The sequence below is a fragment of the Bacillus cereus group sp. BceL291 genome, from assembly GCF_051776705.1.
In the GTDB taxonomy this organism is placed as follows: Bacteria; Bacillota; Bacilli; order Bacillales; family Bacillaceae_G; genus Bacillus_A; species Bacillus_A cereus.
In genome coordinates, this window is record NZ_JBPWAP010000020.1 from 53797 (window position 1) to 80601 (window position 26805).

The following is a 26805-nucleotide window of genomic DNA, read 5'->3' on the forward strand; positions in this document are numbered from 1 at the left end:
TTTCAATTCCTCATTTCTATTTGTATATTGCCGCATTATCAATCACTCTCCAGTTCTTTAAATTAGTATTATTATAGTGCAATTAACATTATTTGTAACGCTACAAAGCGCCTTAATTTGAAAAAAATAAAATGAAAACAAAATGCTTGCATTCTAAATCGATATAGATTATATTAATTGACATATCAACTATTGATACATCAAATGTTTTTATTTTGATTGTAAAGGAGGGTTAATTTGACAAGTTCATGCTCAAAAGAAGCGATTATTTTATATAAATTACACTTTCTAAATAAAGAAGTAAGTTCGAAATTTGAAGGGTGTACGGGTATGAGCCAGTCTCGATTAGAGCTTATACTTCAGTTATATGAAGTAGGTGAAATTAGTCAAAAAGCACTTCAACAAGAAGTGAATATTGATAATGCTGCGATAACAAGGCATTTAAAGCAGCTTGAGGCCAATGAAATGATTGTAAGACGTAAAAATCCAGATGATAACAGAATTACGTTAGTTTCTCTTACTGAAGAGGGACGAAATAAAATTCAAGCATTTCAAGAGGAAAAAGAACGTTTTGCAGCATCTGCATTTAAAGGATTAAGTGAGGAAGAACGCGATAATCTTTTAAATATGTTAAATCACATTCAAGAAAATATAAAAGAATTATAAAAAAGGGAGAATACAACTATGACTAACTCAGTAAAAACAAATGATTTTAACGAAATTTTAACAGGACGTCGTTCAATTCGTAAGTACGACCCTTCAGTGAAAATTAGCAAAGAAGAAATGACAGAAATTCTTACAGAAGCAACACTTGCACCATCTTCAGTAAACATGCAACCATGGAGATTCGTAGTGATTGAAAGTGACGAAGCGAAAGCAACACTTGCGCCACTTGCAAAATTCAATCAATCTCAAGTAGAAACATCTTCAGCAATGATCGCTTTATTTGGTGACTTAAACAACTTTGATAACGCAGAAGAAATTTATGGTACAGCAGTAGAGCGCGGTTTAATGCCAGCAGAAGTAAAAGAAGATCAAATGAAAAAACTTTCAGCTTACTTCTCTATGGTTACACCAGAAGTAATGAAAGATACAGTATTAATTGACGGTGGTCTTGTAGCGATGCAATTTATGCTAGCAGCTCGTGCGCACGGTTATGACACTTGTCCAATTGGTGGATTTGAAAAAGACCAAATCGCAGAAGCGTTTGGACTAGATAAAGAACGCTACGTACCAGTAATGCTAATTTCAATCGGGAAAGCTACTGACAGTGGTTACCAATCAGTACGTCTTCCAATTGACAAAGTTGCTGAGTGGAAGTAATCTAATTAGGTCATAGAAATATATGGAATATGAAAGGGGAAACACCATGATTATTATTCACGCAATATTTCAAGTAGACCCAGCAAAACAACAATCATTTTTAGAAGAAATTCAGCCACTCATTCATGGTTCAAGAGAAGAAAGTGGAAATGTATCTTATGACTTATATAAAGATACAGAAAAAGAAAGTGTTTATACGATGGTAGAAGTATGGAAAGATGAAGCAGCAGTTGCGAGCCATAATACGAGTGAACACTTCACATCTTTCGTTAGTAAAGCAGCACAATTTTTAACTGCTCCGCTTAATATAAAAGCTTATAATGGATAATTAGTAAAATAATAAGGTAGAAAAAGATGACTTTAGCATATGGCTGAAGTCATCTTTTTTGTATAAGTAGAATCCATTTTGTACTCAGTTATGTTGATAGATAAGCGTTGCTCGCATCCTCAGTAACAGTGCTGAATTGTATGTTAAATTCGAACATTCGGTTTATTGGGATATTTTTCCGTGGTATAATTTTCTTGTAAATAAAAGGTAGAGGGGAGTAAGTAATGGGAGAATTTCAAAGTAATTTGCATACGGCAACGCAACTTGCAACGAAAATGAGAAATGCTTCAGATAGAATGCAAAGTGCTACTAGTCGCTCTATAAATAAGGCAACGCGTACGACACTATCTGTGAACTTCCAAGCACAAGAGGCAAATCAACAAAATTTACAGATCACGAAACAATTTTGTACTGCTTTTCAACAAACAATTGATAATATCCATTCCGTAGCAAATGAATTTGAGGAAATGGATACAGGACTTCAAAAGACTTTTCAATAATGTAACAACCTACGTAAAGGGGAAAAGGTAGGGAGAAAAGATGAGTCAAGAAATTGAAACGAGAATCAGTCAATGTAATCAAAAATTACGAATTATATTTGAAGAACAAAATGAAAACCGAATTGCGCTGCAAAATCAAGAACGAGCTGAGGTTAGTTTTCATGAATGGAAAAATAGAAGTAATCGTTTATTTAACCGAATACTAGAAACTTGGCACGGCGACAAAGAAGTGTTTCACCTTTTTACGAATATGCGGCAAGAAATCGGATAGTATGAAAGAAAACTTACATTCGAATTAGAAAATGAAAAAGAGACGTTGCTTAAAGAAAAACGGCATCTCAGTGAGAAAGAAAACGACCTTTCCTATGAACAGCAGCAACTACAAAGGGAGGCCAATACATGAGTTTAAACATGTATTTGGGAGAAGTACAAAGTCAAACTCAAAGTATGAACGCTATATGTAATGCTATGATTCAAAGTATGGAACAAGCCATTCAATCTATTGATGCCTTTGCGATAGACACAGTATTACAAGGACAAACATATAGTAGTGCAAAAGCCTACCTTGTCCAAACATTTCGGCCATTAGCGCAAGGAATCATATGCTTATGTGAAGAATTAATTCGCCAAAATGAAGCATTCCCAAACGATTTCCAAGCAAAAGTTGCTTCAACAGATGTTATCGAACATCAAATAAGAGAACAAATACGGGGAATTAATCAATCGATTACAAGTATAGAAGCAATAGAAGTACTTACACCGATGCCCGGAGTAAGTGCGATTGTAACGGTATTAGGTGCAATGAGAAAAAAACTGGAAGAAAAACTAGAGCGTTTACAAGAATTCGAACATTCATCCAGCAACAATTACAGCACCGCCCTCCAATTAGCGGCTAGCATCACAGCCGGACTCGCTGAAGTGCAAAGCGGGAAAGGATTTAGTCCTGTGAGTGGGACGTTTAGTACACAAGGGTTGAATATGGATTGGGTGAGTTCGATTCAGGGGATTATAGAAGAAACAGCTCGAAAAAATGATCAGTTAATTAAAGATATAGAAACAAATAACATAATTGAGGAGAAATCTCCGGTTAGAAATGCTTGGGACGATGCGACAGACAGTATAGTTGGCACGTTTGAAACAGCGAAAAAGATGTGGGAAGCTATTCAAAGAGGATCGGGGAAAGCTATTGGTGATGAAATCGAGTCCGCAATAGCTTTAAGTAATATGGACATAGGAACTTTTATTAATGTAACCTATGCACTTTTCCATTTGGATGAAACTGCAAAAAATATGTGGCATGCATTTTCAAATAAAATAAAACGAGATATGATAGAGGGAGATGTAGAGAGTCGTACAGAATTGACTACCTATGGATTAACACAAATAGCTACCACAATATTAGGCGATAAGGCACTAAATAAAGTAGGCCATATCACAAAAGGAGCAAAAGCATCAAGTGGAGTAAGTACATTTGCTAACGCAGTAAAACTAGCAAAAGAATTGCAGCCTACGCTTGAAATGTTACAATCATTTAAGAGAGAGGCTTCCTATGCATTCTCTAGTGTTGGTGGAACTATTGTAACCAAAATACCTCAAGGCGAATTATTAGAAGCTTTTTATAAGTTTGCGAAGTCTAAAGATGGTGGTAAGGGTACGGGTGGTGTTGGTAAGGGCGTCAGTGGGGCTGGAAGTAAGATTGATGGAGAACTAATTAGAAAATATGTACGAGATATTGAAACACAGACAAATAGAAAAATACCAAAAAACCAAATGGAAGAATTAAAAAGTGCATTAAGAAATACAGAATATAAAAAGATGACGTCTTCAGAAACAAAGAGATATAGACGAGAGTTTAATAAAATTAAGAATTCATTAATTGATGAATGGGAAAAACAAACTGGTCAAAAATGGCCAACTTATACAGAAGATGTGATTTCAGAGAAAACAGGAAAAATCTTAAGAAAAAAAGGAGAACCTTATGATGCTCATCATATAATTGAAAACTCTTATCGTGGGGAACATGAGTGGTGGAATATCCATCCTGCTAAATTTCCTAATGAGCATCAAGCTGGTATTCATGGTTCGGGTTCACCAGGAAATAAACTTTTTAATGGAGGTAAATAATATGAAGTATGATTATCTAGTATCAAATAAACATAATAGCTTTTATCCAGTAGCATTAGAAGAGATAGAAGAAGTGGAAGAGGTATTAGGTTTGAAATTTCCAAAAGAACTAAAAGATTTCTTCTTAAATGTTGGGTATGGCTTTATCAAAGGTTCTAAGTACAATATTAATCGTATTATGGATCCTTATTCTATTAGAGATTTTCGATTAAAGCAAAATGATTATGAATTTTTTCCAGACATTGAAGTTTATGATGATCTTGAAGAAGAAATAATCTTTTTTGAAGGTAATGAAACAGTTTTAATTTCAATTAAATTAACAACAGAAGAAAATAATGGGATTTATTATGATGAATTTAAAATTGCCGATTCACTAGAAGATTTTCTTGCAAAAATATCAGAAAATGATTTATATTATATGGATTTAATTGATTGAAATAAGAAGAAATATTTTATCAAATAATCATAGTTCGAGAATGTAGTCTTATTGAAAAGAGGGTAGAAGCTCGTTCGATTAGGAAACGGCTTTTGTAATCGGATGAATGATAAAAACTATAGTATGTATTAAGATGAAAACTCCAGTGATTTTATGAATCATGACTGGAGTTTTTTATTCGAATATCCACATTTTGGGATTTTGTATAACCTTCCATAATATCTAATTGATTTTTAGCAATTTCATCAACATGTTGTTTTTATTATTTGTTTATATAGATATATAATAGTCTAACTGAATCTTCAATAGGCCATATCGCAAAAGGAGCAAAAGCGTCAAATGGAGTAAGGATAATTGCTAATGTAGTAAAATTAGCAAAAGAATTGAAGCCTACGCTTGAAATGTTACAATCATTTAAGAGAGAGGCTTCCTATGCATTCTCTAGTATTGGTGGAACTAACGTAACCAAAATACCTCAAGGCGAATTAATAGAAGGTTATTATAAGTTTGCGAAGTCTAAAGATGGTGGTAAGGGTACGGGTAAAACTGGTGAAATATCTAAGGAATCTGGAAAAGTAGCCCAAACATTAGAAGCAGCTAGAGCACAACAACGTACGGTAATAGAATCAGTAGAAAGTGGCGAAGTAGCTTTAAAAACAACGAAGCGTAAAGGGAATTATGGTGAAATGAAGATGGATGACTTTTTTGAAAGTCAAACATATACTAGAATTAGTGATGATCGTGTATTAACATTAGATCAAAAAATTGTTAAGGGAATAGATGGTATATATGAAAATTCATCTCCGCCGCCTAAGTATGTAATAGCGGAGGCTAAGTATAATACTGCGCAACTTTCAAATAAAAAAGATGGAAAGCAAATGAGCGAAACATGGATAGATGGTTCTAGACGTTTGGAATCAACTGTTGGAGAAGAAATGTTTTTGAATCCTGAAAATGTACAAAATATACTAATTAATGTTGATAAGGATGGTAATGTGGTTAAAAGCATTTTGGATTCTTCTGGGAAGAAAATAATTGAGTAAGGAGAATGAAATGAGAGATATTTTAAAAAATGAAGATTATTTCGAGGATTATTTAAATAGACAAAATAATAGAATAGAAAAGTATAAAGAATTAGCAATGAAAGTAAAAAATGAAAGACCAAATGATTTAGGTAGTATTAAAAGAGCTTATGGATATATTGAATCAATTTGTATTGATAAATTTAATTGTTTATATTCAATGGGAAGACCTATGGAAGTACTAAGAGATTTTTACCCCGAAATAATTGAGGCGATGAAAAAGGGGTGGAGTGGCAAATATAGATATATAGATTTATTGTGGGTTCTTTCTATTGGGATAATGCTAGATGTTTCAAAAGATTATATAATTGAATTAGAAAAGTTGGTAGAAAAAGAGAAATTGAATGATTATTTGATTGATTTTTTATTTAGTTATAAAGATGAAAATTGGGAAGGGAATACCACAGAATTTATCTTTGCAGACCCATATAAATCAATTTATCGTGTGGTCAATGCAAAGAATAAAGAAGAATCAGTAAAGGAATTGAAAGAATATTTAGAGGGAAAATGGTATAAGGGGCATAGTGATACAGGCTGGTATGATTCACATGAAAATAAAAATGATATCTACAATGGTTATTGGAGTTACGAAAGCGGAGCAATCGTAAAGATTTTAAAATTAGATGATTCAAGTTTAAAAAATACTTTATACTACCCTTATGATATGGTGCATTATCAAGGAAAATAAATGTAAAAATCCACAGTGTTCAACTTTTTACACTGTGGATTTTTTAGTTTGTGTTAAAGTAGCTATAAGGGTAATGTTGGTAAGGGATCTAGTGAGCTAGAAGTAAGATTGATGCAGAACTAATTAGGAATTAATAAATGGATTGAAGTTCAGAGGTTATTTAAATGATGCTGGGGAGATAATTAACTTTTTCCCAATTCTAGACTGATATTATCAAGATACAATATTTATAGGAGGATAAAATGAATAGTAATTTTGAATTTATTGAAGATAAAGAGAAAAATGATGAATTGATGTCAATATATTTTAACTTTATAAACGGTAAGTACTTGGAAAGAGCTTTGAGTTTTTTTGTAAAAAAAGAGGGGTTTGGACAAGAAATAGTATTCGTTCATTTTCAGTCTGATTTAGATGAATTTGATATGTCACAGCTACCTACACCTTTAGATGATAAACATGTGTTAGTTGAATTAGATTCTCCAGCTGTTGAGTCTGAACAACAAGTGTATTTGGACTTTGAAACTTTTTATAATTATTTGGAAGAACATGTGAAAAAAGAAGTGGAAAAAAATCCAGAAAGAAATGGATTAATGGATTTATTGGTGCAAGTTAAGCGTAGCTTAAATTTGTAATATCTTATAGCCATTTTACTAGATTCGTAGGGCAGAAAAAGAACTTTTTGAAGAACGCGTTTTTATTAGGATTTTATTATATTTCAATAAGGAAGATTGTCTGATATTGAATAAGTAAAGAGGAAGTTATAGATGAAAAAGACTCAACAAAAGAGACTTCACATTTGAGGTCTCTTTTGTTGATTTAAATTGAAAATTATTATTTGAGCGAATGCACTTTCGTACCTCACATTTCACAGGCACATAGGCTTCAATTGATGCTATATAGTATGTTTTTCAATGTCAAAAAACATTAAAAAAATAGGGCAAAATTATTAAATAGCCGGGTCCATTGTAGAAATATTTGAAGGTATTTCGCTCATAGGCGGATCTAATTTCTTAACTATCGTGGCAGAAGTAGGAACTGGTGGGTTAGCATCACCAATTGTTATTCCATTAGATATAGTAGCAACAGCTACTGGGGCAAGTCTTTTTGTACATGGTGGATTTGTTTGGAATAAATCGATTCAAAATACTAAGGATACTATTCAAAAAATCCAGTCTTCTGGTGGGGGTGCGGCTAACGGTAAACCTAGCAGTAACAAAAACACAAATGTAGATAATTTTGATGCAAAAACAGCTACAAATAAGCAAAAAGGGAATTATGGTGAAATAAAATCTAGTGACAATTTATTGAATAATCAAAGTTTAAAAGAAGCTGGATTTGATTTAAAGCCAGTCGGAAAAAGTGCACCAACAGGTATAAATGATAAAATAGTAAAAGGAATTGATGGATTATACGAAAATGCAAATCCAAATTCAAATATTAAATATGTTATTGATGAAGCTAAGTTTGGTAGTTCACAATTGGGGAAAACTAAAGATGGACGACAAATGTCAAATGATTGGTTGAACGGTTCTGAAACTGGAAAAAGTAGAATATTGAAAGCTGTTGATGGAGATGAAGTATTAGCAGAAAAGATTGCGAATGCATTGGAAGATAGTGAAGTTGAAAGAGTATTATCAAAAGTCGATAGTAGTGGAAACGTAAAAACATATAGGTTAGATGAAGAAGGAAACAATATTGGAGAATGGCCATAATTTAGAAGCTAGGAGGAATTAAATAGAATGAGAGATCAAATGTGCATAGAAGAAAAATGTAAAAAAGGAATAGAACTCCATAAAAAGTTTATTGAAGATAATAGAGAGGAGATTAGAAGTTTAGAAGAAGATGAAAAGAATGGTATACAAAGAAAGCCTAAAGATAATATAAGTATTATAGAAGGAAGATATTTAAGGAATTTTATACATGAGATGAACGACATTAGAGCAATGTATTCTTTAGGAGAAGACATTAGCACAATGGAAGTATATTTTTATAATGCAATGGATGATTTAGAGCATACAGGAGCTAGCAAAGTGGGTTATATATATATGCTTTGGATAATTTCTTTAGGAATTTTGTTAGAAACGGATAAAAAGAATATAGAAAGATTAAAAAAGATAGTTGATACAAAAAATATGAATGACGCAGTAATTGATTTCCTCTTATGCGCTAGTGATATTGGATACACAAACATGACGAACAGATATTATAAAGAAAATCCATATGCAAAAACGAGAGAGATTATAGAACTTGCACAAACAGATAAAAAAGAAGCATCTAAAAGATTACAAACGTACATGGAGAAAGAATGGTTTAAAGGTCATTATGATTATGAGTGGAAAAATGCGCATAAAGAAACTGGATATGTAGGATATTGGAGCTTTGAGACAGCTGCAATAGTAAAGATACTCGAACTTGATGATACAAGTTTAAAAGATAATAATCATTATCCATATGATTTGGCACATTATAAAAATGAAATGAAATTCAAGCATATAGACCTAAGTGAATATCACTATGAAGATGAGACAGAAGAAATCGAGGATATAGTAGAAGGAATTGAACATAATCCTGCATTGGAAAATATTATTCCGCCAAAATGGCATTCATTGGTCAATGAATTAATACATGATTATGAGAATATGGATGATAGTAGTTTTTATGAAAAATACAAAAAAACGATAGGAATAGGTCAAGTGTGGTTCTTACCACAAGAGTATGAAGAAGAAAATGAGCAAAAAAATCTATTAGGAAGTTTAATTGTGTTTGCCCTGACGGTAAGAGATTATATATTACAACTGGACTATAAAGAAGATTTAGAGGACTACATTGATAATCTTAAAAATTTCTGGAATGGATCAGAAACAAAGTTAATTCAATTTATGTTAGAAAATGATCAAAATTATTATGCATGGGTACCAAAAGAAGCAAGTATCCCAAATATGTATGAAGTAAAGATAGAGAGTGTCGATGTAGAGGAAGTTCTATAACGAACAAATCGAAATGTTTTTTATTATATGTAATATTAGAATGCATTTTACTAGTTAATTGAAAACAATGCATGCGTGGCAGAAAAAAGGATGTATCGTTACTAAAAATTAGAGGGAAAGAAGGGGGTTGGATTGAGTTAAGCACCTCATTGTCAATATACGACAATAGGTGCTTTTTTGCGTGCAATGAAGAAAAAATAAAAGATTCATTTTCACTCTATTTCATCTTTGAAATACATGTTATAATTTGGAAAAAAATATATTCTTAATTTTTAGATAATTAAAAGGTGGTAGATTACTATATGAGTACATTAAAGAAAATTACTAACAATATTTCGAAAGTTATTATAGGAAAAAACGAATCGATAGAACTAGCAGCCATTGCTCTAATAGCAAGGGGGCATATTTTATTAGAAGATGTACCTGGAACAGGAAAAACAACGTTAGCGAAAAGCTTGGCTAAAAGTGTGGACGCTAAATTTCAAAGAATACAATTTACAGCGGATACTTTGCCTGGAGATGTTATTGGCCTTGAATATTTTGATGTGAAGGAATCGGATTTTAAAACGAGGTTAGGACCCATTTTTGCAAATATCGTATTAGTGGATGAAATTAATCGAGCTGTACCGAGAACACAATCTTCGTTACTTGAGGTTATGGAAGAGCGTACTGTTACAATTGCGAAACAGACACATTCATTACCAGAACCTTTTTTAGTTATAGCAACGCAAAATCCACTCGAATCAGCGGGCACATTTCCGTTACCAGATGCTCAGTTAGACCGGTTTTTACTCACAATACGCCAAGGTTATCCTACGAGAGAAGCTGAAAAGGAAATAATGAATCGGTTTCAAATGAATGATCCATTAGAAACGTTACATTCTATTATTTCAAGTGAAGAAATTATTACGATGCAAAAGCGTGCAAGAGAAGTGTTAGTAGGGAATGATGTGCAAGATTATCTCCTTGAAATTATTGAAGCAACTCGTAACCATGAGTTAATTGAAATTGGTATAAGCCCTCGGGGAACGTTGGCATTTATGAGAGCAATTCAAGCACGGGCAATATTAAATGAAAGAGATTACTGTACGCCAGATGATATTAAGACGCTCGCTGCATCCGTTTGTGCTCATCGTTTAACGTTAACGATTGAGGGAGAGATGAAAACGACGAAAGAACAAATTATGAAAGAAATTCTTCATACGATTAGTGTGCCAGTGGAGAACGTACGATGAATCAACAGCTTGTGTATACACCTTTAGCGGAGCCTTTCGTAATGGGGGTTATGTCAGTTGTAGCCGTTATTTTAAGTGTATTTTCAAGTAATCTACTGTTTCTATCTCTCGTATTTTTGTATGTAATTTTAATAGGTGCTATGCATGTATATATACGTAAAGTATCTCGTGTTGAATGGGAATATAGCCAAGGAAATTCAAACGTTTTTATAGGTGAAACGAATATGTGCAAAATGAAAATCTCAAACAAGTCGTTATTCCCTATTTTCAATATCGTATTTCGATTTAAATGTGAAAATAAGTTAACTTGGAATCATGATGAAATAAACAAAAATCATAGTACAGGTTCAAATTATTATATAAATTTTAATATAAAAGGAAGAGAATCGGTTTCATTTGATTTGCAAGCTGTAGCTGTAAAAAGAGGAATTGCGAAATGGGAAGAAGTTGAAATTGTCATTACGGATCCCTTTGGATTCATAACGAACCATATAACGTATAAACAAGTTGGAACGCCGTCTTATTTAGTTTTACCAGCTGTTCCGAAAATGCAAGTTCCTGAATTGCAAGAATGGTCACGAGGGTTTCGAAAAGCGATGTCATCCCCCTTATATGATGAAACGAAAGTAATGGGAGTGAAGTCGTATGAAAATGAAGATTTTCGTTCTATCCACTGGAGTGCAACAGCGAAAACAGGGACGATAACCGCGAAAAAGTACGAGCGAACACAATCAGATAAATATGCGATATATCTCAACTTGCAAAATAAAAGCGGTATTTCTTTGCGAAATGATACAGAGGAACTCATTGAATTAACGGCAGGCATATGTAAACAACTGCTTATGCAAAACTGTTCATTTGAAGTATGGATCAATAGCGTAAAAGATAACGGTTTGCTACATATAAAGAACGGTCATAACCGAAAACATTTGCAAAATGTATTAAAAGTACTTGCCTCAATATCGGACCAAGATACTCCTGTATCGTCTACTTATTTTTACACAGCAGGCTTTCGGCGAAAAGAATTGGATGCAGTTCCTTTAATTCTTGGTACTTCCCCAAAGAAATACAGTAGAACGAATAAATGGGTCGTAATTAAAGAATAAGAAGGGGTTTATGTTATGGCTAATAAAGAGCGACATATGAAGGTGAAGATTTGGAGTATTAGAGTTTTCATGATACTTTTCTTTACGGTTAGTGCGATAACGTTATCACAAGGTGTTGTGCATGTACAAGACATAGTAAAAGGGCTTTTTTCTAGTAAGACGGAGACAATATCGGAAAGAAATTATGATTTTACTAGTTTAGATGAACAGTTTGATGAACCTGAAAGAATTATAGATGAAGAAACAGGAGTTGTAGATACAAGAACAAAAACAGATAGGAAAATTCCACTTTTTGTACGAAAAAATTCATGGACTGATGTGTTTTCTGTTCTTTCAAATGCATGGATTAGTGTCGTTTTTTATGTAATTATTGCAGTGGTCATTCTCTATGCTTTTTATAAATTAACGAGGAGAAAGGTAACGAAATTAGAAATAGAACAGGATAAACAATCGATAACAAAAGAAAATATGGATAGAACCGAAAAGAACAAGAAAGTGAAGCATCAGTTTGAACAGCCGTTACTTAAAGATAAGATAAGGCAAACGTTAGTGGAATGGGAAAGAACATTACCGTTTCATGAACAGAGAAGGCCATATGAAACGATGCAACAATGGTTAAGCAGAATTTGTAGAACGCAAGATATTATTCCGATATATGAGTCTGTCCGATATGGAGAAAAGACGTATACGGAGTTAGATGTAGAGAAGACTGTACGATGGATAGAGCGAGACGGGAAGGCGTGACATTAATATAAGTAAATGAAATTAACTGTAAATTAATTTCGTTTACTTATATTTAATTACATGGTAATGTATACTTACTTTTTTATATCTCTACCAATGTAAAAAGGTAGCCTTAGTAAAGTATTGCTCGTTGAATTTTTTTTTGAGGTTATCTTCACTTCATCAATATAGAATGAAAAAGTGATGAATCCATTACGGGTATCATGTAAATAAAAAATATAATTTATATTTAAATTTTTGTGAGGGTGTGAAAATAGAATGAAACCGGTATTGAAAAACATACTCCTTTCCTTTATTTTTTCTGCAGCAGGGATGTGTTGGTTCCTATTTATGTTAGTTAGAGGAGACGGAGATTGGTTATTGTCTTGGGTAGGTGTATTAATGGCCTTTTTATCTTTATACACGTTAATAGATTTATATTGTAAGTATACATACGATAAAAAATTAAGTGAATTGTTTATCAAAGCAACAATTACTACCTTTAGTTTTGCAGTATTGGGAATCACATTTGGTATTGTACACGAGCTATTACAGCCATGGAGTCTTAGTTTAATGGTTTGGTATTGGTTGTTAGTGTTACTTTTATTTGTAACGACCATAATATTATTAGTTTTTGTATTATTTGTTAATCGTAAAAATTATAATATTCCTGGGAGATATAGAATACTTATACTGTTTAATCTATTTCTTACGTTAGCCCCAGTGCTGTGGCCATTACTACTTACTCTTATCGGGAATGGCATGAACGCTAGTGCAGGATGGTAAAAGTGAATGAACTAAAAAGTTGATATAGGGTTTTAAGTATGTAAGAGAACGTGTTTTGATAAATTGAAAACACGTTCTTTTTTTATTTTCATACATTACTTTTTCTCATCTGGGCGTCTAATTTTGAAAGTAAGTATTTCGTAAGGAATGGATAAGAAAAAAGAGAGATTTATTATATAAGATGAAAGTGTAGCTTGAATCAATACGATATGGATAGAGGAGAGAACCTTATGAAAAAATGTACTTCAATAAAGTTAGGAAGTTTTGCAGTTTTAATAGCGGGTACTACTCTTTTCGCACCAGGTTTTAATGTGAAAGCAGAGTCTACTCAAAATATTTCTAGTCCGTCACAAGCACAGGATCAAAAGAATCGGAATAGTTGGAAACAAATAATGCAGGAAACAGTACAGCTTGGAACACCAGGGGTATTAGCGAGGGCATCAAACAATGGAAAGATTAGTAGTTATACTGCAGGCGTCGCGGATTTAAATAGTAAGAAACCAATGAAATCGGATTATCGTTTTCGGATTGGAAGTGTGACGAAGACTTTTACTGCTACGACTGTTCTTCAATTAGTAGGAGAAAATCGTGTGCAACTTGACGATTCTATTGAAAAGTGGCTACCTGGCCTCATTCAAGGAAATGGATATGATGGCAATCAAATTACGATACGTCAACTTTTGAACCATACAAGTGGTATAGCTGAATATTTAAAGTCAAAAGACGCTGACATTATGAATTCGAAAAAAACGTATACAGCAGAAGAAATAGTGGAAATAGGGCTTGCTCTACCTCCAGATTTTTCGCCAGGTAAAGGTTGGTCGTATTCAAACACAGGATACGTAATACTAGGAATGCTTATTGAAAAAATAACTGGTAATAGTTATGCGGAAGAAATTGAAAAGCGAATTATTGAACCTTTGGACTTGTTAAATACGTTTTTACCAGGTAATTCACCAGTCATCCCAGGAAAGAATCATGCTCGAGGGTATATGAAAATTGACGAAACAAGTGAATTGAAAGACATGACGTATTATAATCCGAGTTTAGCTAATTCAGCGGGAGATATGATTTCAGATGCGGACGATTTAAATAAGTTCTTTTCATCTTTGCTCGGTGGTAAGTTATTGAAAGAACACGAGCTAAAAGAAATGCTTACTACAGTTCCAATAGAAGGAAAAGATCTTGGTGATGGATATGGCCTTGGGATCTATGAGACGAAACTTCCAAACGGTGTTTCAGTTTGGGGTCACGGAGGAGCAATTCCTGGGTTTATGACTTTTGCTGGCGGAGTAATTGGAGGCAAGCATACATTTGCTGTCAATGTTAACTCTTTAGGTGCGGCTGGTATTCTTACACAGTTTAATAAAATGATGCAAATTGAATTTAAGAAATAAATGAAAAGAATGTAAATGGGATCCTGTTTTAAGGGCAGTATTAGTATTCATAGTATGGCATCAAGTGTAATTCAAACTTATAGTCTGGTGGTAAAAAAGGATGTCGGTTACACGACATCCTTTTTTATTGAGAATCAAAGAGGTGTGTTTTGAATTTTGAAAATTGTTTTTTTGCAATCATTCCATATAATGAAAGGTATAGGGGATATACAGGGGAGTTATGAATGGAGAATACTTTAGTTTGTTAATTGTTTTTATTTTAATAAATAAAAGTAAATTGATTTGGAGTGAAATTCATTGGGAGAAAATCAGTTTAGATGGAGTAACACACAATTACGAGAACATGTTGAAGTAATAGATGGTAAAAGAAGTCCGCACATTTTATGTAAGAACGCAACTTATTTAAATTCCTATATGCGCGAGTGGATGCAAGCAAATATTTGGATCTATGATGACCGGATTGTTTATGTAGGGGAAAAGCTGCCAGTGCAACTGCATGAATGTGAAGTCATTGATTGTGATGGAAAGTATGTAGTTCCAAGTTACATAGAACCTCATGCACATCCGTATCAATTATATAATCCTGAAACTTTAGCGAATCATGCGATGCAGTTTGGGACAACAACTTTTATTAATGATAATTTAACTTTATTTTTCACATTACAACGTGAAGAAGCATTTCGTTTATTAGATGAATTTGAAAAGATTCCAGCAAGTATGTATTGGTGGTGTCGTTTTGATGGACAAACTGAATTGCAAAACGGGGAAACTTTATTTAATCGTGAAGAAATAATAGAATGGCTTAAGCATAAAGCAGTTCTTCAAGGCGGCGAACTAACAGCGTGGCCAAAACTATTACATGGCGATGATGAAATGTTAACTTGGATGCAGGAAACGAAGCGATTGCAGAAGAAAGTAGAAGGACATTTTCCAGGTGCATCTGAAACGACTTTAGCGAAGTTAAAACTGTTAGGTACAGATTGTGATCATGAAGCGATGACAGGGCAGGAAGCTTTCACTCGTCTTATGCAAGGTTACACTGTTTCCCTAAGAAATTCTTCAATCCGCCCAGATTTAGAAGTTTTACTGAAAGAATTGTTGGAACTAGGCGTAAAGCAGTTTGATAGATTCTTTTTTACAACAGACGGCTCACATCCTTCGTTTTATGAGAATGGAATGACAAACGTTATGATTTCTACCGCGATAAAACAAGGAGTGCCAGTAATAGATGCATACGATATGGCAAGTTATAATATTGCTCGTTATTATAATATGGAACATGTACATGGTTCGATTGCGACAGGTAGAATTGCTAATATCAATATTTTAGAAAGTAAAGAAAACCCAGTACCAATTAGTGTCCTTGCAAAGGGGAAATGGGTGAAGCGTGACGGTGTAAATACACATGAGGCATTACATATAGACTGGAGTAAACATAAAGTAACTCCATTATCATTAGATTGGTCAATAGAAAAAGAGGATATGATTTTCTCTAATAAAACGGGGATACACTTATTAAATAACGTTATTACAAAACCATACACTAGTGAAATCAATATAGACTGTGATGAATTGTCCACAGATCATGATGAATGTTTCCTTATGATGATTGCCCGTGATGGCAGTTGGCAAGTGAATACAGCTGTGAAAGGTTTTGCGAAAAAACTAGGTGGGCTTGCTAGCTCTTATTCTGGTACAGGTGACATCATTCTTATCGGAAAAAGAAAAGAAGATATGCTAACAGCTTTTCGTAGAGTAAAAGAGCTCGGTGGTGGAATGGTCATAGTAGAAAACAATGAAGTGTTACACGAAATAGCATTACCATTGCTCGGGATTATGTCTAATTTAAAAATGAGAGAATTAATACAGGAAGAGAAACAGATGGTGAAATTACTACAAGAGCGTGGCTACGCGTATGATGATCCAGCATTTACAATTTTATTCTTTTCTGCGACGCACTTGCCTTTTATACGAGTAACACCTATAGGATTATATGATGTGAAAAGTAGTAAGGTAGTTGCCCCGCCCGTGAATTTGATAAAGCAATATTAAAAGGAAAGATCCTATAAAAATTTTATTTTATAGGATCTTTCTTATTATTAGCATAAGAATATTGTAAGCCTCAAATGATATAGTATCTAAATCATTTGAGGTGATATGTAAATATGAAAAAAATATTTTACATTTTAAGCGTATTTATTCTGTGTGTATCGATACAACACGTTGTACATTCCCAATCAGATGCACCAGAGTTATCTTCGGATTGTCTCGAAGAAAGAAAAGTTAGAGATGAAAAGTATGTGAAGAATATAATACAGGACATTAAATCCACATTTAATTTAAATATTGATGAACATAGTTTTTGGGAAGTAAGTAAAAGAGATTTGGAGGCTGCCCATTTGATGTATGGTGGAAAGGAAAATGATTCTTATTATACTTCGCTAACTAAAATTTATGACAGTGGTGGATTTAGCGAACAGCCCAGCCTATTTGTGAGGGCGCAAGAAGCATTTTTACTTTATAAAGAAAAAGATAATATCAATGTAATGAAACGCCTAAAACTAGACGTTGAAAAAGGGGAATGGCTCGTTATAAAAACGAAAAAGAAGAAAGGGAAAAAAGTGAAATTTAAGCCGTTGCAATGTGAAAAAGATTATATGAAAAAGAGAAATGAATAACAAAATACTTATTCATGCTGTTTTTATTCAACGATATTTTGCTGTTGATTTGAAATAGAAAAAGGTAAACAAACATATTAGCTTTATGGAATATGTTTATTTACCTTTTTTTGAGAGATTTAATAATTGGGGATTATTTACTGCCTAATGAATTTATAACATTCAATGAATTTGTTCTTCATAAACATTAGATTTTGTGTCAAATGATTTATACATTGCCGAAACACCTATGTATATTTTATTCTACAGTATTTATAAAAGAATGTTGGCTATTCATAAGAAATATGATTGGCACGGTTTTTGCTTGTATTACATGTAAGGAAGGGAGATTGTATGTAAGGAATCTGTACTCGTAATAGTATAAAACAAGCTACTATTGCATTATTAATCATAGTTGTATTTATAGCGGAACTGTAAATACATATAAATAAGTGGGTTTTTGGTTTTGGAATTCTGAATTTTCTTTTAAATTATTAGGGGGCAATGGTATGGTTAAATATTCGAAAATTTCTAAGTGGATTCTTGGTGTTGGATTAGTGACAATAACATGTAATGGTTTGCAAATTCAAGCAGAGACAAAAGAGAAAAACGTGAAGAACGTATTACAAATGGAGCCGGTAGGAATACAGAAATCTGTTAATGAATTGGCGCACCCTTCAAAAGTACAAGAAAATGCATCTTTTACAAAACGGTTAAAATTAGCGGATTTATCGCAGCGTCCACTAGCACCAACCGATAATATTAAACCGTTAGCTGAAGAAAAAAAGTATTCAATGGCTGAGTTAAATCAATTAAATAACAAACAATTAACTGATCTTCTTGTGACAATTAAATGGTATCAAATTCCGGAATTATTTCAGTTTAATAGTGATAGTCTTAAATTCTATCAAGATGATAGCCGAATGCAAGCAATTATTAATAAACTAGAAGAACAAGGACAAACTTATACGAAAGATGATTCAAAAGGAATTGAAACATTAGTAGAAGCTCTACGTGCAGCATTTTATTTAGGTTTTTACCATGATGAATTAAGCAAACTAAATGAGCGTAGCTACCATGATAAATGTTTACCAGCTTTAAAAACAATTGCAAAAAATCCAAATTTCAAACTTGGTACATCAGAACAAAATAAAGTAATTGCATCATATGGAAAATTAATTGGAAATGCATCAGCAGATGTTGAAACGGTTTTATATGCAGGTGAAATTTTTAAACAATATAACGATAATCTTGCAACTTTCATTGAAGACCGAACAAAAGGAGACGCTATATATGAGTTGATGAAGGGAATTGACTTTGATATTCAGACGGATATGTTCACGACTGGAAAAGAGCCAAAAGATACGATGTGGTTTCGAAATATTGATAACTTTATTAATGAAATAAATCGTTTTGCACTACTTGGTACAGTAACAAATAAAAACGGATGGTTAATTAATAATGGAATTTACTATGCTGGCCGATTGGGCAAGCTTCATAGCACGCCCACAAAAGGACAACAAGTTGTTACAGATGCAATGCGAATTTATCCATATTTAGGAGAGCAATACTTTGTTGCGGCAGAACAAATTACTACAAATTATGGAGGAATAGATGCGAACGGCAAAACTGTAAATTTAGATCAAATTCGAGAAGAGGGTAAAAAGAAATATTTACCGAAAACGTATACGTTTGATGATGGTGCAATTGTCTTTAAAGCTGGGGATAAAGTTAGTGAAGAGAAAATTAAACGTCTATACTGGGCGGCAAAAGAGGTGCGTTCTCAATTTTATCGTACAGTTGGTAGCGATAAACCACTTGAAAGTGGACATGCTGATGATGTGTTAACGATGGTTATTTATAATAGCCCAGATGAGTATCAATTTAATCGTCAACTGTACGGATATGAAACGAATAATGGTGGGATTTATATTGAAGGGACAGGGACTTTCTTTACATATGAACGTACACCAGAGCAAAGTATTTATAGTCTGGAAGAATTGTTCCGCCATGAATTTACGCACTACTTACAGGGAAGGTACGAAGTTCAGGGATTATGGGGCCAAGGGGAAATGTATCAAAATGAACGTTTAACATGGTTTGAAGAAGGGAATGCAGAGTTCTTTGCAGGTGCAACGCGATTAGATAGTGTAGTACCACGAAAAAGTATAATTGGTGGGTTATCTAATGATCCTACAAAACGTTATACAGCATCACAAACATTAAATGCGAAATATGGAACGTGGGATTTTTATAATTATTCGTTTGCACTACAATCATATATGTATAATAAGCGCCCAGAAATGTTCGATAAAGTACATGATTTAATTCGCGCAAATGATGTTTCAAGTTACGATGAATACCGTGCTACATTAAGCAAAGATAATAAGTTAAATGAAGAATATCAATCTTATATGCAAATGCTTATTGATAATCGTGATAAGTATACAATTCCACAAGTATCAGATGAGTATTTAACTCAGCATGATCCAAAATCGCTTTCGGACGTTACTTCAGATATTACGAATGAAGCGAAACTAAAAGATGTGAAAGTAACAAAGAATAAATCACAATTCTTTAATACATTTACACTACAGGGGACATATACAGGAAGTGCGGCTAAAGGAGAAGTTGAGGACTGGAAAGTGATGAATGAAGCAACAAATGATATGTTGAAACGCCTTTCAGGAAAAGAGTGGACTGGATATAAAACATTGACTGCTTATTTTGTAAATTACCGTGTAAATAATGCTGGGCAATTTGAATATGATGTTGTGTTTAGCGGAGTGAATACGGAAGAAGGTACGGCTGTAGAAAAAGAACCAAATAATTCATTTGAAACAGCAAACCCACTATCTTTGAATATTTTGTTAAGAGGAACCTTGAGCGATCAAGATCAGGGGGATAAATTTGTTATTGATGTAAAGGATCAAAAAGATTTACAAATTTCGGTTACGAACGAACAAAATCTTGGATTGAACTGGGTATTATATTCTGAATCAGATCTAAATAATTATGTAGCTTATGCAACAAAACGTGATGGAAACAAATTGCTTGGAAATTATAATGCAAAGCCAGGGAAATATTACTTAAGTGTATATAAGTATGGTGGTGGAACAGGGAATTATACGGTACAAGTAAAATAGTTTACTATAGTTTGTTTTGAAAGGCTACTTATCGCATTTTGTAGCGAAATAAAGTAGTTTAATGTTAAACATTAAACTACTTCAATATATCCCTGTTCTAATTATAGAACAGGGATATATTGGCTTTACATTTTTAAATTAAATAATCTCATTGGATTTTGATAAGAAAATAATTAATATAGATTTGAATTCTCATTCGTAAAGCATGTTTTAATCTTCTTAATGCTCTTTCATTTTTGTCTCAATGTTTGTTTTCAAATCAGTGGATACTCGATTGAAATACCCCAAAACGATCTTCCTAATATCATCGGATATAACTTTCAAATCACTAGCTAAGTTTTCAGCGAGATGTTCTTTTTCTATCGGCTGTAACTTCGTATAAAATTCACTAGCCTGCGTAAAGTTATCCTGTTTCGTTATAGAAGTTCTTTCAAGTTTACCTTCAACGTACCTTCCTTCACCGGTTGTAATTTGATTAGCAGGTGTCCAATCTTGCTGCTGGTTAATCGTTAATTTACGAAATTCGGGACCAATTCTTCTTCTTTGTGAATCACTGTAAATGTTAGCGCGCCCTTGCAGCATTTTATCATCTGATAGTTCTGCACCATCCAGTAAATTAGAAGGGGAGAATGCGACTTTTTCTACTTGTTCCATAAAATTTTCAGGATTTTTATTTAATACCATTTTCCCGACTGGTATGAGAGGATACGTTTGTTCATCCCATACTTTTGTGTCATCTAAAGGATCATAAGAAAGGTGCGCTTCATCTTTCGGATCCATGAGCTGGACGTATAAACCATACTCCACTGGTTTACCATTTTCAATAGCATCATATAAATCTTTCCCGCTATAATCAGGATTTTCGGCAGCTAGTTTAATTGCTTCTTTACTAGTAATGTACTGTACACCTTCAAACGGGTACCAATGATACTTTACATACTTTCGATTACCTTCCGCATTTCTCCATACATATGTATTAACACTATGTCCTGGAATGTGGCGAAGACTTTTGGCCGTACCATTATTAGAGTATAAACGGACAACAAAATGAATAGATTCAGGTGCTTTAGCGACAAAACTCCAAAATCTATTAGGGTCTATTAAGTTATTTTTAGGTGAAGGCAATAATGCTTGAATCGTTTCAGGGAAACGCATCGGATCACGGACAGAAAAAACAGGAATGTGATTACATAAAAGGTCAAAAATTCCTTCTTTTGTATAAAATTTTGTAGAAAAACCGCGTACATTTCTAGCAGTATCCGGTGTTCCTTTCGTACTAACAGCTAACGAAAATCGCACCATAACAGGAACTTTCTCATTAGAATTTTGTAAAAAACTTAATTTAGTATGTTCAGACATCGAATATATCGTTTGAAAATAACCGAACGCACCAAATCCTTTTACATGAACAGGTCTTTCTAAAATTTTTTCATGAATAAATTCTTGTAACGTCTCGTGAAGTACACTATCTTGCTCTAGAACAGGTCCACGTGAACCAACTGTTTGTGAGTGAAATTTAGCTGGTTCAGTAAGTTCTCGATGTTTATTAAAGTCTTCATCTAATAAATCTTTCTTATATTTATCATGTTTTTCATTCATCGATATAGCCTCCAAATTTTTCGTCGATTGTTACTAAATATGATTCTATAGTCCTAATTATGTATGACATGCAAAGTAACATACCGCTAGATGAAAAAAACACATATGTAGTGGACCTGTTGAAATAGAAGAAATTATGGAAAAATGAATATCGGGAAGAGAAAGCACACGTTTTACTAAAAAGGTGGAAGAAAACCACTATTAAAATTTCAATCTTAAAACTTAATTTATAAACGATTATATAGAGAATGAACGTTAAAAAAGGAAAAATAACTAGGAGGAATTTAACATGTCGGATTGGTTTCAATTAGATAAAGAATATATGATGTCTACATATTGTCGTACAGAGGTTGCAATGGAAAGAGGAGAAGGGTGTAAACTGTATGATGTAGATGGTAAAGAGTATTTAGATTTATTTTCTGGCGTAGGAGTAAATGTATTAGGATACAATCATCCTAAAATTGTACAAACGACAATGGAGCAAGTTACAAAATCGTTGCATTTACCGTTTCATTTTTTAAACCCAGTTGCGATTGAGTATGCAAAGAAATTAGTGGATTGCTCATTAAAAAACGGAAAGGTCTTTTTTACAAACTCTGGTACGGAAGCGACAGAAACAACTTTGAAATTAATTGATAAATATAGAGCTAATACGAATGAAGAACGTGAAGGAATTGTAGTGCTGAAGAAAAGTTTCCATGGGCGTACGTTAGGGGCACTACATTTTACGAGACAAGAAAGTGTATATCAAAATTTCCCTAAAACATCGATTCCTGTATACGAAGTAGAGCGCGAAAATATAGACCAATTAGAAGAGACTATTATTAAAGAAAACCCAATTGCGATTATGCTAGAGCCTGTATTAGGAAGTGGGGGGATTTATCCTTTATCAAGTGAATATTTGCATGGTATTCAATATTTATGTGAAAAATATAATGTACTTCTTGTCGTTGATGAAGTTCAAAGTGGTATGGGGAGAACCGGGAAACTGTTTGCGTATCAAAATTTTAATATTACACCGGACATTATTCAAATTGGTAAAGGAGCAGGAGGCGGGATACCGCTAGGGGGAATTATTGTAGGTGAAAAGTTATGTGATGTATTTTCACCAGGAGATCACGGGACAACATTTGCTCATTCATCAATGGGAACAGCTTTAGGTTTAACTGTATTAAATACATTACTTGATGAGGGGTTAATGCAAGAAGCTTATGAAACGTCACTATATTTGAATGACAAACTGCAAGACATTCAGAAAGAAAATTCTTATTATATTCAGGAAGTGCGTCATGCTGGCATGATGTTTGGAATTAGTCTGAATGATACGAATGAAAATGTGAAGAAATTACAGGTTGAGCTAATGAATAAAGGAATGTTAGTCGATGTAACACAAGGGAATATTATTCGATTACTTCCGCCGTATATTATTACAAAAGAGGAAATTGATGCATTTATTAATCAGTTTATTTCTTGTCTGGTTAAAGTAGCTGTTTTAACAATTGTTTAAAAATAAATTTCAAGTTCTACTCTTCAGAATACATTCTTTTTTGAATTGTACTTTATGAAAAAAAACTATCTTTTATACAGATAGTTTTTTTTTCATAAATATATCAGTAGCTATGAAATATTCTTAATTATTTCTTCAGTTGTGATTGGTAAAATAGTATGTCTTCATCTACCAAAAAAATGTGTCTAAAAGGGGAATAATTTGAGTTATTGATTTGAATTTTAAAAGTTTTATTTCAGAAGCATTATTTTATTTAGTAATTTATATATTACTAGACGACATTTGTCTGGTAAAAAGCCAAAAAATAAGAATGCTAGAACATTTTCAAAAAAATAACATACGAATATAAATATAATGAGAATGAGGTGATATGTTGGAATACAAGGATATTCAATTCACGTCCTTACAAATGAGAACTGATAGATTTGGGTGGGCCGGTATTCAATATACAAATAAAAAGCAAGCTATTTTATTTACTCGAAATGGAGGGGAAGAATGGGATATTGTCAATCCTCTTAATTCTATAATATTATCCATATATCCGATAAACTCTCGAAGCTCTTGGGCATATGGTTTAACAAAAACGAATGATAATCTAGTGCCTGCTATATTTTATACAGTTAACAGAGGGGAAAAATGGAGTGAGTTTATTTTACCAATTGAAGAAAATTGGGAGAAATCGACTGATGTTCAGGTACAATTGCATGCCACGAATATGGATAGTATATGGATTATAATATCTAGAAAACTCGCATCGAATAAATTTGAGCATAATTTGTATTATTTGAAAACTAAAGGACAAGTATGGAAGGTAATAAGAAAAATAAATATTAGTGATAGTATATCAGGTGTAACATTTATAAATAGGTTAGTTGGTTTTATTTCTCTACAAAAAAATATAAAGAATCAACGATATTTAAAACGATAGATGGTGGTAGAACCTGGCACCCTATAAAAAACAATCAGAATATTCAAGAGGTTAATAACGGGAATTCCATGGCTTATAAAACGATCTATAAAAATAACTTGTTAGCGATACCAACTAAAACGAATGATAATATATTTTTTATAAATTATTCATTTGATAAAGGTAACACATGGCATACTCCAAATCGAAAAATAAACACTAGTAAAGTTGCTATTTCTTTTTTCAGTGCACATTATGGTTGGGTTATAAATAGTGAGAACGGAGATGTGTATCAAGTAAAGAAAAAAGCATCGGAATGGATAAAATTATCAAGTAATCCGTTGTTAAAAAATGTATTTTGTTTACATTTTATAAATGAGCATAGTGGCTGGGCTTGTAGTAAAGAAGAAATATTTACTACAACAGATAGGGGTATAACCTGGAAGAAAGTGTTATATAAAATTAATCATATTGATAAATTAACTTAAAAAAGAGTCCTAAAAAATTAGGACTTTTTTTATGATTTTTAAAAGGCGAGAGTTGTAATATACATAATTAGAAGGGGGAAGGATAAAAGCGTAAAGCATATATTTTCAAAAAAATGGACGTTTGTTTTTACACAGTACAATCCATTTTTGAATATATTGATAAAGTAGCAAATTTAGAGGGAATAGTAATACTTAATATTTTATGTTCATATTAATGATGCCACATGGTGTGTAAAAAAGGGGGATTGTAATGAGATCATTAACAGTTATTATTTCGTATAGTGATAGAGCACAAATATTAGAAGATTTAATTAAAAATGTATGGGAGCTAAACCCAATTGAAATTATTGTTATGCTCCCTAATGATAGAAGTAAATTATATGAAATAGCAAAGAAATATAGATGCCGAATTGTTTTGACAGAGAAATATAGTGGGCATTATCGCGGATATGAAGCTTTTATAAAGGAAGCAAGAGGAGATGCTTTATTATTTTTAGATGGTAAATTTTCATTATCTACAGATGAAATGAAGGGATTTATTGAACCAATTGTTACAAATCAGGCTGATGTAATTTTGAATAAAATAGATAAGTTTATAGAAATAGATAAATGTCCGAATGTGGATATTGTATGGAGAAAAATGTTAAATGAAATTTTAGGTCGGCCAGATTTAAAATGCAATTCAATGCTTTCATTACCATATGTGCTTACGAAGGAAGTATTGGTTAATATCGGTTGTGATTTTATAGAAGATGCCATTCTTTCTCATATCAAGATTGTGAGTCAAGGGTGGCGGATTAGCGATCAATATGCAATAAACACTTTATCTAAAGATGAAACTTTAGAAGAAAAAGGATATTTAATAAAAAAGGAACTATCAAAAAATGAAAAAGAGAAAGTGAAAAAATATCTAATTGGAATATCTAAAGGGATAGAGGAAAAAGGGAGAAGAGGAGGGTTTACTGATGCAGGAAAAAGAAGAGATATTATTCAAAGGTTAGGTGAATTAAAACAATACCCTTGTTATCATCAAGGTTTTGGGATGCATTCTTCAATTTATGGTGGAAAGCAACTTTCTGTAATTATACCGGTGCAGGATGAAGAAGAAACTATAGAACAAGTGATACTTGAGACTAGAAAAATAGAACCGCTAGAAATTATTGTTGTTGTAAATGGGTCAACAGATAATACCGCCAATATTGCTAAAAGTCTTGGTGCTACTGTTATTAAATATAACGAGCGACTTGGCCATAATGTTGGACGTGCAATTGGGGCACTTGAAGCGATAGGAGATATTCTCTTATTTATTGATGGTGATTTTAGTATTTCAGGAAGTGATTTGCATTGCTTTACGCAAGCAGTCTCAGATGGTGTAGATATAGCATTAAATAATCTAAATCCAAGTTTAAATCCGCCTTTTTATATTGTTGATATTGTAAAGTATATGCTTAATTTAGCATATAATCGTCCTGAATTAAGTAATGGTTCGTTAGTAGCTATTCCACATGCAATGAGTAGATCATGTTTAGATGCAATAGGATGGGAAACTTTATTATGCCCTAGCCTTGCTCAAGTGAAAGCTATATTACAAGGATACAGAGTAGAGTGTGTGCACTATGTAGATGTTGTAAAGCCGAATAGAATTCGTTTAAAAGAACATGTAGATTACACTGGGCATCCTCCAGCAGTATTAAGAATTCTGGGTGATCATATTGAAGCACTCTCCTACTTAATAGAAAAGTTAGATTAGGGCAATGAGTTATATAAGAGAATTGGTGAGGTGTAA

The 26805-nt window shown here is 32.9% G+C and carries 21 protein-coding genes and 3 pseudogenes; 23 read left to right on the plus strand and 1 reads right to left on the minus strand.

Annotated elements, in window-relative coordinates; translation table 11 throughout:
• The first annotated feature begins 237 nt into the window (after positions 1–237).
• The 20 genes and pseudogenes from ACS2CR_RS15045 (at position 238) to colA (ending at position 20518) form a co-directional block, all read left to right on the plus strand.
• A complete protein-coding gene (locus ACS2CR_RS15045; RefSeq protein ID WP_000204172.1) occupies positions 238–666 on the plus strand; it encodes a MarR family winged helix-turn-helix transcriptional regulator in 429 nt (142 codons plus the stop codon).
• Between the two features lie 18 nt (positions 667–684).
• A complete protein-coding gene (locus tag ACS2CR_RS15050) occupies positions 685–1323 on the plus strand; it encodes a nitroreductase family protein (protein WP_053512515.1) in 639 nt (212 codons plus the stop codon).
• Between the two features lie 46 nt (positions 1324–1369).
• Positions 1370–1651: a putative quinol monooxygenase gene (locus ACS2CR_RS15055; RefSeq protein WP_053512516.1), complete on the plus strand. Its 282-nt coding sequence runs from the start codon at positions 1370–1372 to the stop codon at positions 1649–1651.
• Between the two features lie 224 nt (positions 1652–1875).
• Positions 1876–2151 (plus strand): TIGR04197 family type VII secretion effector, encoded by a 276-nt coding sequence (locus ACS2CR_RS15060; RefSeq protein ID WP_053512517.1) that lies wholly within the window; start codon positions 1876–1878, stop codon positions 2149–2151.
• Positions 2152–2191: 40 nt separating this feature from the next.
• Positions 2192–2554, plus strand: a pseudogene (locus ACS2CR_RS15065) (DUF3958 family protein).
• Positions 2551–4275, plus strand: coding sequence for a T7SS effector LXG polymorphic toxin (locus ACS2CR_RS15070; protein WP_053512518.1), 1725 nt, complete (start codon positions 2551–2553; stop codon positions 4273–4275). The pseudogene ACS2CR_RS15065 and the gene ACS2CR_RS15070 overlap by 4 nt, the downstream one beginning before the upstream one ends.
• 1 nt (position 4276) lies before the next feature.
• Positions 4277–4711, plus strand: a complete 435-nt coding sequence (locus ACS2CR_RS15075; RefSeq protein ID WP_000872947.1) for an SMI1/KNR4 family protein — start codon at positions 4277–4279, stop codon at positions 4709–4711.
• A gap of 401 nt (positions 4712–5112) precedes the next feature.
• Positions 5113–5754, plus strand: a complete 642-nt coding sequence (locus ACS2CR_RS15080) for a hypothetical protein (RefSeq protein WP_000941898.1) — start codon at positions 5113–5115, stop codon at positions 5752–5754.
• A 10-nt stretch (positions 5755–5764) separates the two neighbouring features.
• Positions 5765–6481, plus strand: coding sequence for a PoNe immunity protein domain-containing protein (locus ACS2CR_RS15085; RefSeq protein ID WP_001204727.1), 717 nt, complete (start codon positions 5765–5767; stop codon positions 6479–6481).
• A gap of 242 nt (positions 6482–6723) precedes the next feature.
• Entirely contained in the window at positions 6724–7113 is a 390-nt protein-coding gene (locus ACS2CR_RS15090) for a hypothetical protein (RefSeq protein ID WP_001087574.1), read from the plus strand.
• Positions 7114–7431: 318 nt separating this feature from the next.
• Positions 7432–8193: pseudogene (locus ACS2CR_RS15095) on the plus strand (hypothetical protein); the annotation flags it as partial.
• 27 nt (positions 8194–8220) lie between these two features.
• Positions 8221–9468 carry a PoNi-like cognate immunity protein gene (locus ACS2CR_RS15100; RefSeq protein WP_153602517.1) on the plus strand — a complete coding sequence of 416 codons (1248 nt, stop codon included), beginning with the start codon at positions 8221–8223 and terminating at the stop codon, positions 9466–9468.
• A gap of 302 nt (positions 9469–9770) precedes the next feature.
• Positions 9771–10703 carry an AAA family ATPase gene (locus ACS2CR_RS15105; protein ID WP_053512527.1) on the plus strand — a complete coding sequence of 311 codons (933 nt, stop codon included), beginning with the start codon at positions 9771–9773 and terminating at the stop codon, positions 10701–10703.
• Positions 10700–11809: a DUF58 domain-containing protein gene (locus ACS2CR_RS15110; protein ID WP_153602518.1), complete on the plus strand. Its 1110-nt coding sequence runs from the start codon at positions 10700–10702 to the stop codon at positions 11807–11809. The genes ACS2CR_RS15105 and ACS2CR_RS15110 overlap by 4 nt, the downstream gene beginning before the upstream one ends.
• 15 nt (positions 11810–11824) lie before the next feature.
• Entirely contained in the window at positions 11825–12553 is a 729-nt protein-coding gene (locus ACS2CR_RS15115; protein WP_053512525.1) for a hypothetical protein, read from the plus strand.
• A gap of 258 nt (positions 12554–12811) precedes the next feature.
• Positions 12812–13318, plus strand: coding sequence for a DUF3902 family protein (locus ACS2CR_RS15120; protein WP_000805742.1), 507 nt, complete (start codon positions 12812–12814; stop codon positions 13316–13318).
• A gap of 230 nt (positions 13319–13548) precedes the next feature.
• The gene (locus ACS2CR_RS15125; protein ID WP_053512524.1) at positions 13549–14715 is read left to right on the plus strand and encodes a serine hydrolase domain-containing protein; all 1167 of its coding nucleotides are present in this window, start codon (positions 13549–13551) and stop codon (positions 14713–14715) included.
• 297 nt (positions 14716–15012) lie between these two features.
• Complete coding sequence (locus ACS2CR_RS15130) at positions 15013–16767, plus strand: adenine deaminase (RefSeq protein WP_000504436.1); 1755 nt, start codon at positions 15013–15015, stop codon at positions 16765–16767.
• A 113-nt stretch (positions 16768–16880) separates the two neighbouring features.
• Positions 16881–17393: a hypothetical protein gene (locus tag ACS2CR_RS15135; RefSeq protein WP_000719378.1), complete on the plus strand. Its 513-nt coding sequence runs from the start codon at positions 16881–16883 to the stop codon at positions 17391–17393.
• 488 nt (positions 17394–17881) lie between these two features.
• A complete protein-coding gene (gene colA, locus ACS2CR_RS15140) occupies positions 17882–20518 on the plus strand; it encodes a collagenase ColA (RefSeq protein WP_153602519.1) in 2637 nt (878 codons plus the stop codon).
• A 219-nt stretch (positions 20519–20737) separates the two neighbouring features.
• Here colA and ACS2CR_RS15145 read toward each other — a convergent pair whose 3' ends face one another.
• Entirely contained in the window at positions 20738–22117 is a 1380-nt protein-coding gene (locus ACS2CR_RS15145) for a catalase (protein WP_053512522.1), read from the minus strand.
• Positions 22118–22406: 289 nt separating this feature from the next.
• On the opposite strand from ACS2CR_RS15145, the gene ACS2CR_RS15150 reads away from it, so the two are divergent.
• The 3 genes and pseudogenes from ACS2CR_RS15150 (at position 22407) to ACS2CR_RS15160 (ending at position 26769) form a co-directional block, all read left to right on the plus strand.
• Complete coding sequence (locus tag ACS2CR_RS15150; protein WP_053512521.1) at positions 22407–23624, plus strand: aspartate aminotransferase family protein; 1218 nt, start codon at positions 22407–22409, stop codon at positions 23622–23624.
• A 373-nt stretch (positions 23625–23997) separates the two neighbouring features.
• A pseudogene (locus ACS2CR_RS15155) lies at positions 23998–25019 on the plus strand (VPS10 domain-containing protein).
• A 250-nt stretch (positions 25020–25269) separates the two neighbouring features.
• Complete coding sequence (locus ACS2CR_RS15160; protein WP_001257269.1) at positions 25270–26769, plus strand: glycosyltransferase; 1500 nt, start codon at positions 25270–25272, stop codon at positions 26767–26769.
• Positions 26770–26805: the final 36 nt, after the last annotated feature.

Excerpts from the sequence above, each read along its gene's own strand:
- ACS2CR_RS15050 (WP_053512515.1), top strand. The coding sequence starts at position 685 with ATGACTAACTCAGTAAAAACAAATGATTTTAACGAAATTTTAACAGGA.
- ACS2CR_RS15055 (WP_053512516.1), top strand. The coding sequence starts at position 1,370 with ATGATTATTATTCACGCAATATTTCAAGTAGACCCAGCAAAACAACAA.
- ACS2CR_RS15060 (WP_053512517.1), top strand. The coding sequence starts at position 1,876 with ATGGGAGAATTTCAAAGTAATTTGCATACGGCAACGCAACTTGCAACG.
- ACS2CR_RS15070 (WP_053512518.1), top strand. The coding sequence starts at position 2,551 with ATGAGTTTAAACATGTATTTGGGAGAAGTACAAAGTCAAACTCAAAGT.
- ACS2CR_RS15075 (WP_000872947.1), top strand. The coding sequence starts at position 4,277 with ATGAAGTATGATTATCTAGTATCAAATAAACATAATAGCTTTTATCCA.
- ACS2CR_RS15080 (WP_000941898.1), top strand. The coding sequence starts at position 5,113 with ATGTTACAATCATTTAAGAGAGAGGCTTCCTATGCATTCTCTAGTATT.
- ACS2CR_RS15085 (WP_001204727.1), top strand. The coding sequence starts at position 5,765 with ATGAGAGATATTTTAAAAAATGAAGATTATTTCGAGGATTATTTAAAT.
- ACS2CR_RS15090 (WP_001087574.1), top strand. The coding sequence starts at position 6,724 with ATGAATAGTAATTTTGAATTTATTGAAGATAAAGAGAAAAATGATGAA.
- ACS2CR_RS15100 (WP_153602517.1), top strand. The coding sequence starts at position 8,221 with ATGAGAGATCAAATGTGCATAGAAGAAAAATGTAAAAAAGGAATAGAA.
- ACS2CR_RS15105 (WP_053512527.1), top strand. The coding sequence starts at position 9,771 with ATGAGTACATTAAAGAAAATTACTAACAATATTTCGAAAGTTATTATA.
- ACS2CR_RS15110 (WP_153602518.1), top strand. The coding sequence starts at position 10,700 with ATGAATCAACAGCTTGTGTATACACCTTTAGCGGAGCCTTTCGTAATG.
- ACS2CR_RS15115 (WP_053512525.1), top strand. The coding sequence starts at position 11,825 with ATGGCTAATAAAGAGCGACATATGAAGGTGAAGATTTGGAGTATTAGA.
- ACS2CR_RS15120 (WP_000805742.1), top strand. The coding sequence starts at position 12,812 with ATGAAACCGGTATTGAAAAACATACTCCTTTCCTTTATTTTTTCTGCA.
- ACS2CR_RS15125 (WP_053512524.1), top strand. The coding sequence starts at position 13,549 with ATGAAAAAATGTACTTCAATAAAGTTAGGAAGTTTTGCAGTTTTAATA.
- ACS2CR_RS15135 (WP_000719378.1), top strand. The coding sequence starts at position 16,881 with ATGAAAAAAATATTTTACATTTTAAGCGTATTTATTCTGTGTGTATCG.
- colA (WP_153602519.1), top strand. The coding sequence starts at position 17,882 with ATGGTTAAATATTCGAAAATTTCTAAGTGGATTCTTGGTGTTGGATTA.
- ACS2CR_RS15145 (WP_053512522.1), bottom strand. The coding sequence starts at position 22,117 with ATGAATGAAAAACATGATAAATATAAGAAAGATTTATTAGATGAAGAC.
- ACS2CR_RS15150 (WP_053512521.1), top strand. The coding sequence starts at position 22,407 with ATGTCGGATTGGTTTCAATTAGATAAAGAATATATGATGTCTACATAT.
- ACS2CR_RS15160 (WP_001257269.1), top strand. The coding sequence starts at position 25,270 with ATGAGATCATTAACAGTTATTATTTCGTATAGTGATAGAGCACAAATA.